Annotated in this window: 11 protein-coding genes and 4 pseudogenes; 7 read left to right on the top strand and 8 right to left on the bottom strand. The window is 62.5% G+C overall.

The features are described from left to right. Positions 1 to 7: 7 nt before the first annotated feature. Together CBI38_RS34520 and CBI38_RS40865 are read right to left on the bottom strand one after the other, a co-directional pair. A pseudogene (locus CBI38_RS34520) lies at positions 8 to 580 on the bottom strand (phospholipase D family protein); the annotation flags it as partial. A gap of 213 nt (positions 581 to 793) precedes the next feature. Continuing rightward, positions 794 to 1,082: pseudogene (locus CBI38_RS40865) on the bottom strand (hypothetical protein); the annotation flags it as partial. Positions 1,083 to 1,170: 88 nt separating this feature from the next. On the opposite strand from CBI38_RS40865, the gene CBI38_RS34530 reads away from it, so the two are divergent. The 5 genes and pseudogenes from CBI38_RS34530 to CBI38_RS40870 form a co-directional block, all read left to right on the top strand. Further along, entirely contained in the window at positions 1,171 to 1,698 is a 528-nt protein-coding gene (locus CBI38_RS34530; protein ID WP_016881768.1) for a flavin reductase family protein, read from the top strand. A gap of 89 nt (positions 1,699 to 1,787) precedes the next feature. Further along, a complete protein-coding gene (locus tag CBI38_RS34535; protein WP_230990433.1) occupies positions 1,788 to 2,282 on the top strand; it encodes a dihydrofolate reductase family protein in 495 nt (164 codons plus the stop codon). Positions 2,283 to 2,426: 144 nt separating this feature from the next. Continuing rightward, complete coding sequence (locus tag CBI38_RS34540; RefSeq protein WP_109335917.1) at positions 2,427 to 3,488, top strand: IS110 family RNA-guided transposase; 1,062 nt, start codon at positions 2,427 to 2,429, stop codon at positions 3,486 to 3,488. Next, positions 3,485 to 3,760: a dihydrofolate reductase family protein gene (locus CBI38_RS34545; protein WP_335743641.1), complete on the top strand. Its 276-nt coding sequence runs from the start codon at positions 3,485 to 3,487 to the stop codon at positions 3,758 to 3,760. Before CBI38_RS34540 ends, CBI38_RS34545 begins: the two co-directional genes overlap by 4 nt. A gap of 85 nt (positions 3,761 to 3,845) precedes the next feature. Then, positions 3,846 to 4,025, top strand: a pseudogene (locus tag CBI38_RS40870) (transposase); the annotation flags it as partial. Positions 4,026 to 4,223: 198 nt separating this feature from the next. Here the strand turns inward: CBI38_RS40870 and CBI38_RS34555 are convergent. Both CBI38_RS34555 and CBI38_RS34565 read right to left on the bottom strand, forming a co-directional pair. After that, positions 4,224 to 7,520 (bottom strand): protein kinase domain-containing protein, encoded by a 3,297-nt coding sequence (locus CBI38_RS34555; RefSeq protein ID WP_109335920.1) that lies wholly within the window; start codon positions 7,518 to 7,520, stop codon positions 4,224 to 4,226. Positions 7,521 to 9,493: 1,973 nt separating this feature from the next. After that, on the bottom strand, positions 9,494 to 10,408 hold the full coding sequence (locus CBI38_RS34565) for a 1,4-dihydroxy-2-naphthoyl-CoA synthase (RefSeq protein ID WP_109335922.1): 915 nt from the start codon (positions 10,406 to 10,408) through the stop codon (positions 9,494 to 9,496). Between the two features lie 879 nt (positions 10,409 to 11,287). On the opposite strand from CBI38_RS34565, the gene CBI38_RS34570 reads away from it, so the two are divergent. Beyond that, complete coding sequence (locus CBI38_RS34570) at positions 11,288 to 12,598, top strand: C40 family peptidase (RefSeq protein ID WP_109335923.1); 1,311 nt, start codon at positions 11,288 to 11,290, stop codon at positions 12,596 to 12,598. A gap of 47 nt (positions 12,599 to 12,645) precedes the next feature. Continuing rightward, positions 12,646 to 13,273 (top strand): annotated as a pseudogene (locus CBI38_RS39830) (transposase); the annotation flags it as partial. Positions 13,274 to 13,423: 150 nt separating this feature from the next. Here the strand turns inward: CBI38_RS39830 and CBI38_RS34575 are convergent. The 4 genes from CBI38_RS34575 to CBI38_RS34590 all read right to left on the bottom strand — a co-directional run bounded on the left by CBI38_RS34575 (position 13,424) and on the right by CBI38_RS34590 (position 17,653). Further along, positions 13,424 to 14,530: an adenylate/guanylate cyclase domain-containing protein gene (locus tag CBI38_RS34575; RefSeq protein WP_109335924.1), complete on the bottom strand. Its 1,107-nt coding sequence runs from the start codon at positions 14,528 to 14,530 to the stop codon at positions 13,424 to 13,426. Between the two features lie 302 nt (positions 14,531 to 14,832). After that, entirely contained in the window at positions 14,833 to 15,636 is an 804-nt protein-coding gene (locus tag CBI38_RS34580) for a crotonase/enoyl-CoA hydratase family protein (protein WP_109335925.1), read from the bottom strand. A gap of 52 nt (positions 15,637 to 15,688) precedes the next feature. After that, positions 15,689 to 16,459, bottom strand: coding sequence for an SDR family NAD(P)-dependent oxidoreductase (locus tag CBI38_RS34585; protein WP_109335926.1), 771 nt, complete (start codon positions 16,457 to 16,459; stop codon positions 15,689 to 15,691). Positions 16,460 to 16,507: 48 nt separating this feature from the next. Next, entirely contained in the window at positions 16,508 to 17,653 is a 1,146-nt protein-coding gene (locus CBI38_RS34590) for a thiolase family protein (RefSeq protein ID WP_109335927.1), read from the bottom strand. Between the last annotated feature and the right edge of the window lie 4 nt (positions 17,654 to 17,657).

Genomic DNA, 17,657 nt, shown 5'->3' on the forward strand with positions numbered 1-17,657 from the left:
CTTGTGATTTCTCGGTGCGGGTGGGTTCGTAGTCGACGGCGTGTTGGACGAACATCCGGGTCACCGAGGCGGGGAGGAAATCTGTCACGGTGCGAACGCGGCCGGTGACCCGGACAGTGGGACGGCACGGCCGATCTCCCACTCCCGGATCGCGTCGTCGAGGAACACCTGATCGACCTCGGTGATCTCGTCGAGGCTGTCGATGAATTGACGGACATCGGCGACGATCTCGGGGTCGTCGGTGATGATCACAGCGTCGTCGGCGAGGGTGGAGTTTTCGGACGCGTTCGCGGACCCGATCACCGCCCGTCGGCTGGTGGCGATCACCTTGGCATGCAGGGTCGGCGACGACAGCACCCGCACCCCCGTGCACGTAGTAGGCGAGGGTGGCGGGGGAGGTGGCGTGCCCCCGGATCACAGCTTTGGAGGCGTTGACGACCAGGACGTCCCCGGCGCGCAGCGGGAGCAGCTCGGGGGCGTCCTGTCCGAGGTATCCGATCGCGGCGTATCGGGCGCCGCGGGTGCGGATGGCGCGGGTGATGTGCGGCCAGGGGCTCGGCCCGTGGAATGTGGTCCCCATGCCCCGAAAGGTAGCGGGATGAACGCTGGGGCCGGTGGATCCGATTGACATGCCGCACTAGCAAGGTCCCACCATCTCCCTCGTGACTGCTGTAGGAGATGTTTCCGCAGCGCTCTCGGGCTATTTCTCGGCCAACACTTTCTACTTTGCAGGGTGCTACAGGAGTGCTGTCAGTGAGTGCGATATCCGACTCGGCGCGTGAGGGCAGGAGTTTCAGGCGTTGGGCTGGCGACAAATGAAGTCGGCCCTTCCCGGGACGGTGAACGCGATGCGACCGTGTTCGGGTGACCAGATCAGACCCTTTTTGATGGCGGAATCACGGACATCGCTGACCGCGGTCGTCGCCACACCCATGGCTGCGGCGACCTTCCCGGACCGGGGAGTGGGTTCCCCGGTCTCCGCAATGGCGCGCAGGTACCGGCGCTCCCGTCCCGGTGGCCCGGGTCCACCGGGACGGGAAGAACCCGTCGTCCAAGGCCCGACGGCCTTCCTCGACCGCGGATTAATGCGGTGGGTGATAGCTTCGGTGCAGCGGATGTCGATGGTTGAATGCGATTTGCGTGTGGTGTCGAGGGCGGAGCGGCGGCAGTATGACGACGAAGAGGAAAGAAGTTCAGGCAGCAGAGCATGAGGGAGACCGGGCATTCGAGGCGGTCGTCGCATTGCTGGATTACCCGATGTTCGTGGTCACCACGCGACATGGCGACCACAGGGCAGGATGCCTGGTCGGTTTCGCGTCCCAGGTGAGCATCCATCCGCCGCGGTTCCTCGCTGGTCTGTCGAAAAAAAACCACACCTTCGAGGTCGCTTCCGCCGCCGAACACCTAGCCGTTCACGTCCTCAGCCGCGAGCATCTCGATCTCGCCCGGTTGTTCGGCAGTCAGACCGGCGACGACATCGACAAGTTCGCCCGCTGTGCATGGCGGGACGGCCCCAACGGCCTGCCGATACTCGACGACGCCACTGCCTGGTTCAGTGGACGGATCCTGGAGCGTCTTCCCCTCGGCGATCACGTTGCGTTCTTGACAGCTCCGGAGGCCGGATCGGCGCCAATCCATCTCGGGCAGCTGGTCACCTTCGCCGACGTGCGCGATCTCGAACCAGGACATGAGGCCTGATGCCTCGCGCACACATGCTTGGAGACCTCCCCGGCGACGTCACGGCCGAAGAGCACTACCGTGACCCACCTGACGGAGTGCGCGCCAACATGATCACCACTCTAGATGGGGCCGCCGCCTTCGATGGACGCGTTAGGCCGTGGTCGGATCCGGTAGATCAGGCCCTACTTCTGGCATTACGTACGTACGCCGACGTCGTGCTTGTCGGTGCGGGAACAGTGCGCGCCGAACACTACGGACCGGTGCGGCTGACGCCAGAACAGTCTGCGTATCGACGTGAGCACTGGGGTGACGACACACCACCTCCAATTGCGGTCGTGACTCGCAGTGGCACGCTGCCTCTCGACTCCCCGCTGTTCGCGTCGGGGCGGAGACCCATCGTGGTGACCACGCGCCGTACTGCCAATGTGAAGGGGGCGAGGCTGTCGGATGTCGCCGAGGTTCTTGTCGTAGGGGAGGACACGGTCGACATTCCGACTTGTATGAGTGTCAGCGGTCCGTGGTCGGGTCAGCTGCCCGTAGCGTTCCGTAGCAGACCGGAAGGGCTGACTCGCGTAATTCCTGTCACCCGCCCGTTGGGTTGACCCTGGTAGGGGTGTGTCCACCCCTTCCGGTCTGCGTTCGCGGAGTGACTGAAGAGAGGCGTGACCCCAAGCTGCTGTGAGAGGTACTTGAAGTCGGATTGTCCTCCGCGGATCCCATCCTGACAGAGAAGGGAACCGTCTTCCATGATCGTCATCGGTATCGATCCCCACAAGTCCACCCACACCGCAACCGCGGTCGACCCGGCCACCAACACCGACCTCGGCTCGATCCGCATCGACGCCACCCTCACCGGATACAAGAAGCTGATCGCCTGGGCCAAGTCCTGGCCGCAACGCCAGTGGGCGGTCGAGAATGCCTACGGTCTCGGACATCACCTTGCGCAGTGGCTGCTCGTCCTCGGGGAGGTCACCCTCGACGTTCCGACCACGGCCACCGCCCGGGTCCGGGGACTCTCCCGCGGCGGCCGACGCAAGAACGACCGCATTGATGCGGCGGCAGCGGCGTGCGTCGCCGCCGCACAGGGCGACGCCCGCCCGGTTGATCCGGAGGGTCCCACCGACATCCTGTCCCTACTCGACGAGCGACGAACAAACTTGTCGGGCAGCAGAACTCGCATCGTGAATCAACTCCACGCGCTGCTGCGTCAGCTGCTCGCCGGGGGTGCCCCGACCTCGCTCACCGCTGCTGCAGCGACCGCGCTGTTGCGGGGCTTCCGCGCCCGCAGCGAGGTGGACCGGGTGCGGGTCGGTCTGTGTCGGGATCTGATCGCCGACGTCCGGCGCCTCGACGACCAGCTCGCGGCGAACGAGAAGCAGATGACCCATGCGCTCGACGAGCACGGCACCCGCCTGCGCGAGGTCGACGGCATCGGTGCGGTGACCGCGGCCCGGCTGATCGGCCGCACCGGCCGGCCCGATCGGTTCCCGACCGCGGCGGCCTTTGCGAACTACAACGGCTCGGCGCCGGTGCAGATCGCCAGTGCCGACACCGACCGGCACCGACTCTCCCGCTACGGCGACCGACAACTCAACAGCGCGCTCTATACCGTCGCTGTGGTTCAGATCCGGATGCCCGCGAGTGCCGGGCGCGCGTATTACGACAAGAAGATCGCCGAGGGAAGAAAGCCCGCTGCGGCGAGGCGCGCCCTCAAACGTCACCTGTCCGATCACGTCTGGCGGATCATGCTCGCCGATGAAAAGCTTCGTCTTCGACCAGAAAGGAATCAATCCGCCAGGGCGGCTTGACAAACAGAGAGGCACCCCTACTCATCGCGACCCTGCGGGATCGAGGCCTGCGACGGATATTGTGCGAGGGTGGCCCCACCCTCCTCGACGAACTGATCGTTCACGATCTTATCGACGAGATGTGTCTGACCCTCGCGCCCAGGATGGCCGGGCCTCAGCCGCTAACGCGAGAACAGAGTTGTCTTCTGGACATGCCACGCAAACTGACGCTTGAGCATGTCTTGTCGCACGAAGATTACCTCTACCTGAGATACGGCCGCGGCCCGAAGTAGCGGCGCCCGCACTTGAAGTGTCGCTGTCTACGAATCGTACCAGCGGCAACACGAGCACTACCGTGTGCCGCTAGCTGCTAGCGGAGTGCAGACCTGTCTGATTCATCTGCTCCGCAACACCTTCCGTATGCATTCCGTTAGTACTGGGACGAGATGTCGCGGGACCTGCGGCCGATTTACACCGCCGTCAACCGGCAGTCAAAAGGAACGGTTCGCTGAGTTAGCCGGCAAATGGGGGCCGAGGTATCCAGCGATCGTCCGGCTTTGAGTCAACGCCCAGCCGGCATTGCACTTGCCGCTCCGCCACCACCTTGGCCCGAGTTTGTATTTCGAGCGCCAGGAACTGCGCCGAGGGGGCGAACCGGGTTCACTGCGGCGATCTGGTGGCGGTGTCGAGTCGCCAGGGAGACGGTGTGATCACTGAATCGTCGCGCAGAGTTCCGAGTGACGCGCGCTGGTCGCCTCAAGAACCCTTATTGTGAGACTCCGTGAACCACACCGCGATCTGTGCCCGCGAAGTGAATCCCAGCTTGGCCAGGAGATGTTCCACGTGTCCCTGCGCAGTGCGCGGCGAAATCGTCAGGCGCGCGGCGATCTCCTTGTTTGTGAGCCCCTCGGCGATAAGTTCCGCGACCTCACGCTCGCGTTTGGTCAGAGTTGCCGATGATGCGGCATCGGACATCGGCGCCGACGGGTCCGGCTCGCCCAGCGCGTAGGCGACGGCTGCGTCGAAACCGAGCGTACCGCCCTGCTTGCGGGCCGCGTCGATTGCCCGCTCACTCATCGCCCGTCGAGTCTCGCGTTCGCACTCTTCTTGATACACCAACACGTTGGGCAAGAACAGAGTCGAGCTCCCCACCGACCAGCTGAGCTGCTCTGCGGCTCCGATCAACACGACCGCGCGTCGGATGTGGTGCTCCTCGGCGGCGATCCATGCCAGGGCTTGCAGGCACATGCTGGCGTTCAGTCGGTCGTTGACCCTCCGATTCAGTTGCAGCGCCTGCTGGAGAAGGCGAACTGCTCGCGCGCGATCCCCGTGCCGCCACACCGCAACAGCAAGTGCCCACAGCGTGTACGACCGATACACCACTTCACCTCGCGGTTCGGTGATCGCGAGGACCCGCTCATGGCAGTCGATGGCCCGCTCGGTCTCGGTTAGCATGTCATGCGTCATTCCGAGGCCAATGAGACCGACGACCTGGAAGAGAAGGTCGTCCCGTGCGGCGTACACTTCGATGGCATTTTCGAGATGCGCCAGTGCGTCGGGTAGCTGACCACCGAACAGTGCCAGAAATCCGTCGGACAGGTGGAGGTGTGCGCGCAGCATCGGGTCGGTCCTCTGGTCGGCGAGCGCGTCGCCCCGCGCCACCAGGATGCCCGACGCTTGCAGGTCGCCCTGCACTCCAGCCAAGATGCTGTCGGCGTAGAGAGCTTTTGCCCGGTCGACCGTAAGGGGGCCCGACACGCTGGTCAGGAAACGGTCGAGCCAGCGCCGGCCCTCGCTGAACAATCCCCGGGAAAGCCAGAATGAGAAGAGAGCAGCAGAGATCCGAAGTCCGGTTTTGGGGCTATCGGACACGCAGAACTCCAACGCCTCGCGGATATTCGGTTGTTCCCGGCCCAGTTTGGCGATCAACGCGAGCTGGCGGGAACTGATCCATTCGGCCTCGGCCTCGAGCGCCAATCGCTCACACCAGTCACGATGTCGATGACGAACTTCGTCATACTCGTCACTCTCCTGCGCCTTTTCTCGCCCATAGGCCCGCACGGTCTCGAGCATTCGGAACCGCACCGCGGTACCCGACTCTTCTCTCGTCAAGATCGACTTGTCGACCAGGAAAGTCACCGTGTCGAGGAGGTCCTCCGACATGTGGTCACGATCGCAGACCTGTTCTGCAGCCTCGAGTTCGAATCCGCCGGCGAATATCGACAGCTGTGCCCACATCCGTTGTTCGATGGGTGTGCACAGGTCGTAGCTCCAGTCGATGCACATCCGCAACGTCTGCTGGCGCGACGGTGCGTCCCGGCTGCCGCGGGTAAGCAAGGTGTAGCGGTCGGTCAGCCGCTCCAGGATCTGCTCGGGTGACATTGCCCGTAGTCTTGCTGCTGCCAATTCGATCGGCAGCGGCAGCCCGTCCAGTCGCTGGCAGATGCGAGCGATGGTGATCTTGTTGTCGTCGGTGAGCTCGAAACCCGGGAGGGCCGAGGAGGCGCGTTCGGCGAACAGTGTCACCGCATTCTTGCGGGGCAGCCCTCTCGGTAGACGGTCGGGATCGGGAACGGGGAGCGGGGGAACCAGCAGAACCGCTTCCCCGCCGATACCGAGTGGTTCGCGACTGGTCGCGAGAATCCGCACGTCAGGGCAACCATGCAGCACGTTTTCGGCAAGTTTCGCCACCGCATCGACCACCTGCTCACAATTGTCCAGAACGAGCAGCAGCTCGCGAGGGGCGAGGAACTCGACCAGCACCTCCTGTACGGGACTCGTCGCCCGGTAGCGCAGCCCCAGAACTCCCGCCACCACACCTCCCAACAGCGACTCGTCACGTAGATCGCCCAGCTCGACCAGCCACACACCGTCGGGGAAATCGTGTTGCGCCTTGGTGGCGACCCTCAGCGCCAGGCGGGTCTTCCCGACCCCGCCGATCCCGGTCAACGTGACCAACCGCGAGGCCGACAGCAGATTCTTCGCCTCGGCCAACTCCGTGCGGCGGTCGACGAAACTGGTCAGCTCCAGCGGAAGGCCACCGGTCCGGCTCGAATCCAGGGATGACGGTGATGGCCAGCTCCCGTCTGACCCGCGTTCTGCCGAGGAATAGTGCGCGTGCGTCGATGTAGTGCTGTCGTGCACTTTATCCGGTTCGGTGTGCAGGGCCATCTCGTCGATCGGAAACCCATGACGACGTTGGGATGCTTGCAGTAGTTGGCCCAGTTCCGCGGCGGAGGGACGACTTCCCGGGTCGCCGGACATCGCACGTTCGATGCTGGCGCTGACGTCCTCCAGAACACCGTGCTCACGGGGGTCCGGCACGGGCTCGGAGGCGATCCGCAGGAACTGGGCCACCAGCTGCTCGCCGCTGCGGCGTTCGAAGGCGACGTGCCCGGTGATCGCCGCGAACAATGTCGCGCCGAGGGCGTAGACGTCAGCGGCGGGACCCGACGGCTCGCCGGCCAGGACCTCGGGGGCGGTGAACGCGGGCGACCCCGTCACGACGCCGTGTTTGGTTTCGAACCCGCCCGCGATGTGGGCGATGCCGAAGTCCGTCAGCACCGGCTCTCCGTAGTCGGTGAACAGTATGTTCCCGGGCTTGACGTCGCGATGGAGGATCCCGAGGCGATGGGCGGTCTCCAGAGCGCCGGCCATCTTCACCCCGAGTCGCAGCGCTTCCTCCAACGGGAGCGGCCCGTGGCGGCGGATCCGCTCGTCCACCGAGTCCTGGGCAAAGCACGGCATGACAATGAAGGGCCGACCGTTCTCGGTTGCACCGACGTGGAGAACATTGACGATGTTGGGGTGCCCGGTCAGCCGGCCTGCCGCATGCTGTTCCCGAAGGAACCGGGCCCGATTCTCCTCGTCCAAGTCGGCGGTGAGGACTTTAACCGCCACGGTGCGGTCCAGCGAAGCCTGCAGGCACCGGTAGACGACGCCGAACCCGCCGCGGCCGATCTCCCGAGCGTCCGCGAACCCGGCTGCCGCCAACTCCGCCGTGACTGAACCGGACACGTCACGTTGCGTCGCGAATGGATCGACGTCGGTCATCGACTACGTCGATCCGGTCCGAAACACGGTCGAAAAATGCACGACTGGTCACCTCTCGATAATGTTCCCCAAGGATATCGCTAGACGCCCGAGCTAGAGCGCGACTGGCCACCACAACGGCATTCTCGACGCGAGCGGGCCGCGGTCCAGGTTGGACGTCGATCCCGGTGTCCGTGACGTCGTCGCCGATCGCGATCAGTGTTGTCGAGCAGTTCGTCGACCGTGTGATAGATGATCGCGGGTGACGGTCGCCCCGGGGATCTCGGGCATGCTGGCATGCCGCTCTATCCGAGTTCAGCGAAAACGGGGCATGCGCGGCACCGCGCGTCAACCGAACCGACGGACAAGACCGTGATGGGCACGTCGACATGCAACCACCACTCGGCATCGGGAGAATCGTCTGCGGTGTTGTCGCCGGTGATAGACACAGCAGCGACGGCGCTCGCAACATGCAGCTTGTCCACCACCACCACCACCGGCCACCATGCGATGCCGATCTGGATGGGTGCGTTTGGCGACCTCGCCCGGATCAGTATTGAGGGCACCGGATTGTACGGGGCAAGCGGTCCTCTGCCCTGGCGACAGCGGTGTCACATTTTGGAGGTCGACAGGATTGGATCCAGTCGGATCGGCGCCGCGAATGCAAGAACGACGACCCCGGCGCGGTAAATGCTGCACGAGCCATCCTCCGCCCCAAACCCTCATGCGGTCGCCCGCGGCGTCATCCTCCGCGACCTGGTCCCGCCACCGACCGAGAGCTCGGCCAACTCGCATGGGACTTGCCACGTCGAACGGAGTGCGATCATCCGCGTCACGGCGGACCGCTTCCTCCCCCGCGGGAGATCCGACATTCAGTGCTCCGCGAGGAGGCCCGCGACGAGCCCAGCTGACGTGCGCTCCACGTCAGCCCCTCGACTCTGATGTACCTCGACCGGCTCACCGGCCGCAAACGGCGACGTTCTCATCCGCGCGGCGATGCGAGTTGCGCAGTACGTCGGCTCCTCGAGACCCCGGGAACCTCGCCGCCGACTTGCCGCGATTGGAGTTACCCGCGACCTCACCTCGGAAATCTCGGTGCACGCACCGACGTGCACTTCGGCGACGGGCTACGCGACCTCGCCCTCCTGCCCGGCTCCAACTGTCAGGAGGGTAGACGTGTGGACAACTCGGGTACCCCCCGGCAATCGGGCTGGAGAGGATCCGCCGTCGCCACACATCAGCCTCAGCTGGCGACGGTTCCCGAGGCACACGTCGACACGGCATCGCCGGTTATGTTCTTCGCTGCGCACCCCAGCGGCCGATCAGGTCTACCGCGGCAGCCAGGTTGCGGCGAACCAGGCGTGAAACGCACACCCCGCGAGTCTCGTACTCCTCGAGATTCCGGGCGAGCTCCTCCGCAGCCCTGAACGCGTCCCGCGCTGCTGTCGGGAATCCGGCGACCTGGCGTCGCATACGGCCAGATGAGTCCCAGGCTGGAAGAATTCTCGCAGTTCAGTTCTCGTGGTGTTCTCTCCGAGGGCTCTTTCGCGGCGGGCAAATGTCGGGCCAGTAGTTTAGGTTGGTTGTTCTTGGCACGGAACGTCTCGGTGAGCATCCGGTAATCGATGTAGGGGGTAGAACCGGGGGGATGCGTTTGTAACCAGGTAAGTCAGTCCCTACTGGCGCCGGTAGCCGAGGGATCGGACAACTCCTGGGGACGTGTCATTCCCGCGGTGCCACGTTAGATGGGGCCGAACCCGCCACGCGTGGGAGCCAACCGGACCTATGGGGCCGCGACCACTCCATGCCAGGTGATCCAGCCTGGCCACACCGTACGTGTGAAGTCCGTGCGAACTCATCCAAACTGTAACGGCCGCTATCCCGCAGGAACGCGCATGTGAGGCGTTGAGGTGCCGCCCGGTCGAAATCGGTGACAAATTTTCAGCCCGGTCTCGCTACGACCGATTCAAACGGCACCGGTTCAAGTAATGACCTCAGTAATACCAGGGATAAGGAGTCCAGTCGGGATCACGTTTCGCGAGAAACGCGTCCCGTCCTTCCACTGCCTCGTCTGTCATGTATGCCATTCGGGTTGCCTCACCAGCGAATAGCTGCTGGCCTACCAGCCCATCGTCGATCAGATTGAAGGCATACTTCAACATTCGCTGTGCCTGAGGTGATTTTCCGTTGATGCTTGCAGCCCACTGGAGTGCGACGCTCTCGAGATCTGTGTGCGCGACAACCTCATTGACGGCACCCATCGAGTGCATTTGCTCGGCCGTGTATGTCTTTCCGAGAAAGAAGATTTCGCGCGCGAACTTCTGTCCGACTTGGCGTGCTAGAAGCGCGCTTCCGAAGCCACCGTCGAAACTTCCGACATCGGCATCTGTCTGCTTGAAACGGGCATGTTCTCGGCGTGCGAGGGTCAGATCGCATACCACATGCAGACTGTGGCCGCCACCTGCAGCCCACCCGTTGACCAATGCGATGACCACTTTCGGCATGAATCGAATAAGCCGCTGAACTTCGAGAATGTGCATTCGCCCCGTACGCCCCCGGTCGACGGTGTCGGCTGTGTCGCCGCCGGCGTACTGGTAGCCGCTGCGCCCGCGGATCCGCTGATCCCCGCCGGAGCTGAACGCCCAGACGCCGTCCTTCGGGCTCGGACCATTCCCGGTAATCAACACGACTCCGACATCAGAGCTCATCCGGGCGTGGTCGAGGACGCGGTAGAGCTCGTCCACAGTGTGTGGCCGGAAGGCGTTGCGAACGTCCGGCCGATCGAAAGCAATCCGTACGGTGCCCTGGGAAACGTGTCTGTGGTATGTGACGTCTGTCAGGTCTGCGAAACCGGGAACGAGTTGCCAGCTCACGGACGTGGTGTCTCCACCACTGGTCGACGGTGCCATACCGCCACTATAACCTAACTTGCATTAGGTTCGAAGAGGGTCGCTCATGCGTCGGCAACAGTGCTGTGGTTGCTGTGCTGAGCTCGGCTACAACTGCATTGGCAGCGATGTTGGGAGAGTGTGCCGGTGGTGGCACGGGTATGGGATGCGCTGTCGCGCTGGGCCGTAGGGGCCATTCGAGAATAGGCCAACTGCAAGTGGAGATGATTAGAGGACTCGTTGAAGTCCCCGACCCGGGGGGAGTATTCCTGTTGATCGAATGTTGTTGTAAGTCTTGGAGGCGTGGGTTGGCAGATGTGCGCAGGATTCTTCCAGCGCAGTTCGTCGAGGGCATTGCAACAATGGGGATGCACAGGTGGAGTTCGCCGTAAACTCTCGGCGCAGCGATTTTGAGTCTGAAGGTACTTGTTGTCAGTTCAACTCGCTGCAATTCGCGAACGCGCATCGTTCACGAACGGCAGGAAGTGAGCTCGCGAGAAGGATCGTTGCGTTTTCACGTCTCCTGGCGGACCGTGTGATGTCCAAACGCCTCGTTGGGCAATTCCATGCTGAGTTCTCTGGTCCGAATATGTCCCTTGCCTCTATCTAAATCTGTGCTAATTTAGATTTATGTGACCCAGGGCACACAAGCGTAGGGGTCTCCCTGCACCGCTCACGCATCGACGAACCGATCAGATGTGAGTAAGTGCGACATGCAGTTTGGTCGAGATGAATCAGAGAACTTCGGACAGGTCTGGGAGCGTTTGATGATCGAAGTGTTCACGAAGTTGCCCACCGTGGGTCCGGCATCCCGCGCCGCGGACGCCCTTCAGCTCCTCGGGCGAGTAGTGGGACGCCCTTCAACATTGCATTGCAACGCACTTCGAACCGGAGGATCGGATGTCTGATCCGTATGCCGTGATCGTGGCGGTACTCGTTGCCGTGGGCGGCGCCGTTCAAGGAGCCAACCTACCCGACCCAATCAAAGACCAGGTTGCTGATTCAGTGCAGGTCGCTGAGCAGGCGGCCCCGCAAGTGGCATCTCAAGTCAACCAGATACTGTCAAGCCTTCCTGAACCTGCGCAGCAGTTCGCGCAAAAGTCAATCGATGATGCCGCCGCCGCTTTGCCGCCTGTCGTGCAGGCGGAGGCACCTCCACCCAGCGTCGAGGTCGCACCCCCTGAAGTCCGCAGAGATGAGTCGGCCGCCGATCCCGTGGTGGGCTCGAACGGACAACAGAACGACATGCTCAATGCCGCCCAGTTGTATGATTCACCGATCGAATCACATCCGCCGATACCCTCCGCCATCGCAGGGCTGAATTCGGTAGTGGTAGGGGCCTTCCCGATCTTCAGACCTTGGCTGAACAAGGCCGGCCAACTCTGTGACGGAATCAAGCCGGAGACGATAGCCGCGCTCTATTCAGCAGAGAACAACTTCCGATACGGGCCCAGTGCACCTGTATCGATCTCCGGCGCAAAGGGCCCGGGGCAGTTCATGGATGCAACCTGGGCCAAGTACGGCAAGGACGCTGATGGAGATGGTAAGGCGGATGTTCTCGGCGTCGCGGATTCGGTCATGGCTACCGGGCATCTCTTGTGCGACTTGTACGCACAGGTTGATCAATGGAAAGCGAGAGGGATCGTCACTGGCGACAGCCTGGACTTGGCAATCGCCGGCTACAACGCGGGCGCGGGCGCGGTTCTCCAGTCCCGCGGAATGCCCTCGGGTTCGCCGGATTACGAGAATCAGACGAAGCCGTATGTGCGGAAGATCCGCGGGTCAGAAGAGTATTTCCGGCGGATGCTCTCACCGTTCAGTGGCCTTCCCTTGTCGGGATTGGGCGGCCAGATCGTAGATCGCGCCACGACTTTCCTGGGCCTTCCGTACGTCTGGGGCGGCGGTGATATCGACGGGCCGTCCGGAGGGGGGTTCGACTGTTCGGGTCTGACATCGTATGCAGTTCATGCAGCAACATCTGGGAAAGTCACGCTACCAAGAACATCTGAGACCCAATGGAACATTGGCGTCGAGATCCCACTCGAGCAGGCTGTAGCTGGTGACCTTTTGTTCGGGAACTGGGGACCAGCCGGTCCGGGACATGTTGCCATCTATGTCGGAAACGGCCAGATGATCCATGCGCCCACTACCGGAGACGTAGTGCGAATAGGCCCAGTTTTCGACAACATGAAGGCTCGCCGGGTGATCTAGTGGTTTGTGTCGCAGGTGATTCTGGAGCGATTCGACAGAATCCGTACTTGACGAATCCGATACCCGCTTTGGAGATTTCCGATGGGCAGCGCGTTCTGCTCAAGTCGTTGGCGCGGTCGTATTCGGGTGCGCGCCGGGAGGTAAATGCGGGTTATGGCATTTGATAGCCTCCGAGTGTGCCAACACGGCTACCGGGCAGGCGCTGTCGGTATCACCGCGGCGAACTGGCGGGCGCGGTTCGCCGCGGTCGGCATGGCGTGGTTGGGAGGTGCGCACGGGTGGGTGGCCGCACGCCATTGACCCGGAGGAGGCGATCGAGAAGATCGTGGATCTGACGCAGAACGACCGTCCGAAAGACGAGACTCATGGAGCTGCTGGACGATGGGAGACTCATGGAGCTGCTGGACGATGGGAGAGGTGGTCGAGGTCTCGAAGGGCATCGTCCAACGCGGGTGGTTCGTCCGCGGGTTCAGACCGCATACCGAGTCGAGACGTTCAAGCTGTCGAACTATCCCCGGTTCGAGAACGAACTTGGCGACGTCGTCGGTTTTTGCCTAACCCCGCCGGACTATCGTGCTGTTTTGCCGACGGGACATGTTCTCGGTGCAAGTACTGGACCGTACTCAGGCGTCGCTTCCCACCGTGAAGGGAGAAGGTAGAATGATGACACACGACTGTAGAATGATGACACACGACTGCAAGCGACACTGGGCCCCAAGCGCAGAATCCATCCTCGCGAAAGTCGCCCGCGGACAAACCGCCCTCGAAGGTCGAGCCAAATCCGCGACCCATCACTAGGTACGGCTCAAGCTTGGTCGAGTCAGATCAGGCGCGGAGTCGGAACAGTTGACGTCGATCGTGGAACCCCTTCAATCTGACCTGACCCGCCGACTCGTATGCTTCCGGAAAGTACCTACCCAACTTCCGCTGAACATCCTCGTCGATGAGCACCTCTCCCGGGCCAGCGGCGGCGGCGATTCTGTTAGCCAGATTGACCGGCCGACCGATCCAGTCCCCCGCGCTGGGCACCGCAGTCCCCCAAGCGATTCCGGCATGTAATGCGGGCAGGCCCTCCTGCCTGGCCGCAGCCATGATGTCAAGCGTGGCGCGGCACAATTCCGCCGAATCGGGGGAGATGAGCATGACTGCGTCGCCAACCATCTTGACGAATCGGACGGGGTGTTCGACCACTGCGGTTGTTAGGGTGTCGAGACGCTCTGCGAGTTGCCCGAGGTCGGCCGCTGATAGCTGCTCACTGAGAGCAGTGAAACCGACAAGGTCCGCGAAGCAGACTGCGACTTCCTGTGCGCCAGGGGTATGCTCGTCTGTTGCGTCGGCTTTGATCTGCTGCTGCAGATTCACCGCCATCACGTGAGCGAGGATCTGGGTGTGGAACTTCGCGAAGCGTTTCAGCTCTTCCGCATAGCGTAGTGCGTCCTCGGGGTGATCCCGGCCTATCTCTGCGAGTTGATCCTGTAGCAATGATTGGGCGCCGTCTGCGATGGCCCAGACATTTCGGCCCAGAATGCGCACTGTCGCGAACATACTGTCCTCATCTAGACCGAGTTCGCGATAGTCGGTGAGGAGGCAAGCGAGACGCACATCATCGGCGCTGTATTCTGCAGAGGATCGTTTCGATATCCCGCGACCCATCGCGCGAAACCATCTGGTGGTGTCATCGACGGATACACCTGATAGTTTAGATACTTCGTCCAGCGTATAGGTCGCGCTGCGAGGGGATAAGGCGGCCTCGAGCAACATGTGAGCAAGGCGCGCATCTTGCGTGGCTCGCATCAATTCGTCGATGGTCGCTCCATTCTCGACCAGTTGATGGAGTACCGAAATCCGCTGAGATCTGGCCGTGCCCTCGAGGTCGTTGAGTAATCCGGAATTCGCGAACTCCCGTCGCTCCGCTGACGGCGTCCACAGCATGGAGAATCGCGAAGGGAGGAGTCGTCCTACGCGCCCGACGTGCACAGAACCATTCTGTCACTACCAGGAGTGCTCACTCCGGTGAATTGAGTGAGAAGTGTGCGGTGACCGGTGAGGTCAGGCAAGAGAGCTGACTGGATTGTTGCGCTGCCGCGATATCCCGACCCGGATGAAACGCGGGATGGTCGGAAGTCCCATCCGGGTCGATCTGGTGCTGAACCATCTCATGGGCGCATGCGTACTGCGACCGCAGGCGGACGAGGTGCACGCGGTGCCCCTGCGGGATCTGATTGCTCAGGAGACTAATGTCCAGTCCAGACGGGAGCCCGCTTCTCCGCAAAAGCGCGGGGGCCCTCAAGTGCGTCGTCAGATTCTTGAAGCTTCCGAAATTCCTGTGCAGTCAGTTCCCAGTCCGTAGCCTCGGGTCCCACGGTGCCGTCCACGATGCGTTTGGCGATGCGCTTACTGGCTTGGACCGCAAGGGGTGCGTTCTGTCCGATGGTCCGCGCAAGAGACAGGGCACGATCGAGGACCTGATTCGGACGCACGACATGATTCACCAATCCTAGTTGCAGGGCACGCTGTGCCGGGAGGGGTTCACCGGTAAACGTCAGCTCGAGTGCGAGCTTGCGGGGAATCTGTTGTGGAAGACGAAACAGTCCGCCAGCTCCTGCGATCAGGCCTCGCTTGACCTCGGGGAGTCCGAGGATTGCTTCGCTTGAGACAACCGCGAGATCACTCGCGAGTACTAGTTCGGTTCCGCCACCCAGTGCCATGCCATTGACCGCTGCAATCGTCGGTTTCGAGATGTGGTGCGAGACGTAGCCGGCGAATCCCCAGGCGGCTCTGTGCCCTTCGGTAGGGACGATGTTCTCCCCGCGTGCGATTGCTTTCAGATCAGCACCGGCGCAGAACGCCTTGTCTCCGGCGCCAGTGAGGACCACGGCGCGGATGTCGTTGTCCTTCTCTGCGGATTCCATGGCGTCACCCACAGCTTGATTGACAGCTGCGTCGACGGCGTTGCGGGCGTCAGGCCTGTTGATCGTAATGATCAGGGTGTGTTGATCCCGATCTAGCGTGACCGGGGCAGAGGTGTGGCTGGACAATTTAGCTCCGATTCTGGAGATCGAGCTACACTACCGCTCGATGAGGCCGATGCTACTTGAGACCGAATCGCTGGGCACCATCTATTCGGATGGTTTCGCCGTTGATGTAGTCGTTTCCGACGACGAATGACACCAGATCGGCGTACTCGGTCGCTCGCCCCATTCTCTTCGGAAACGGAACCGTGCGACCCCAGGTTTCTTCGGCCTGCGCTTCGTCCATTTGAAATGCGGGCGTAAAGAATGTTCCGGGAGCGATGGTCACGACACGGACTCCCACCGCGGACAGATCCCGCGCCGCGACCAGTCCGAGGCCGACGACGCCACCCTTCGCGGCGCTGTAGTCCGACTGGCCGACTTGGCCTTCGAAGGCAGCAATGCTTGCCGTGTCGACGACGAGCCCGCGGACTCCCGATTCGAGCGGTGGCAACGCGGACATTGCACTAGCTGTTTGGCGTAGAACGTTGAAGGTTCCGGAGAGGTAGATCGCGATGGTTCGGTCGAACAGCCTCTGTGGCATCGGCGAGCCGTCCCTACCTAGAATCCGCTGTTGTGCGACGGGACCGCCGTGAGCATTGACCGCGACGCGGAGTTCGCCGAGTTCGGTTGCGGCCGCGACAGCGGCAGCAACGGAGGCATCGTCGGTCACGTCGGTCCGAACGAACCTAGCGGCACTGCCCAGGTCGGCGGCGAGCTTTTCGCCCTTCTCTTCGGACAGGTCGGCGATGATGACGCGGGCACCGTCACTGACGAGACGACGGACCGTCGCCTCGCCGAGACCGCCCGCTCCACCAGTCACAATTGCTGATTTGCCTTGAATCTCCATCGTATTGTTCCCTTCGTGGTCAACTGGTCCATCGATGCGATCGAGTGATCAGAGAAGCTCGAAGATGGTCGCATTGGCTTGGCCGCCGCCTTCGCACATCGATTGGAGCCCGTATTTGATTCCGTGGTTTCGCATGTGGTGTATCAGCGTTGTTGCGATGCGTGCTCCCGACCCACCCGCGGGATGCCCGAGTGCGATCGCGCCGCCCAGCGGATTGAGCTTGTTCTGATCGGCGTCGAAGTCGCTCGCCCACGCGAGCGGTACCGGGGCGAATGCCTCATTGATCTCAAAGGCGCCGATGTCCGAGAGCGAGAGTCCGCTTGTCTTGAGCGCCTTCTTGGTGGCGGGAATCGGCCCGGTCAGCATAATCATCGGATCGGATCCGGTCACAACGGCAGTGTGAACCCTGGCGAGTGGTGTGAGGCCATGCTGTCGGGCGTTCTCGCTCGTGGTAACCATCAATGCTGCTGCACCGTCGGAGATCTGTGACGAATTGCCCGCGTGGATGACTCCGTCCTCGGTGAAGGCGGGTCGGAGGGTGGCCAGTGCCTCCGCGGTACCGCCGCGTCGGATTCCTTCGTCGCGGGCGACGACACCGGTCGGGGTATAGACCGGAACAATTTGCTCATCGAAGGCGCCCTCGTCCTGAGCGACGGCAGCGCGGGCGTGCGACCGAAGTGCGTACTCGTCGAGCTGGTTGCGGGACAGATTCCAGAGGTTCGCAACTGTTTCGGCACCCACACCCTGATTGGCGGTGGCACCGTACCGGCTCTGCCATCCGTCACCCGAGAACGGGTCACCACCGAGCGTGAATGCCAGTCCCATCGTCACCCGTGACATCGATTCGACACCGCCAGCTACCGCGAACTCGTAGTGCCCCGCGATTACACCCGCAGCGGCGAAGTGAATTGCCTGTTGAGACGAGCCGCACTGCCGGTCGATTGTCACACCGGGTACATGCTCTGGCCACCCGGCGGAAAGGATTGCGGTTCGGGCGATGTCACCGGTCTGTTCTCCAACCTGACCGACGCAGCCCCACACGACATCGTCGATGATAGCGGCATCGAGGCCGGTTCGCTCGGCGAGCGCAGTGAGGACCACCGCGCTGAGATCGGCTGGATGTGTGTCGGCGAGCCCTCCTTTCCTTTTCCCGACCGGGCTTCGTAGGGCTTCGACGACAACGGCGTCACGCATGTGA

The sequence above is a fragment of the Rhodococcus oxybenzonivorans genome, from assembly GCF_003130705.1.
GTDB lineage: Bacteria > Actinomycetota > Actinomycetes > Mycobacteriales > Mycobacteriaceae > Rhodococcus_F > Rhodococcus_F oxybenzonivorans.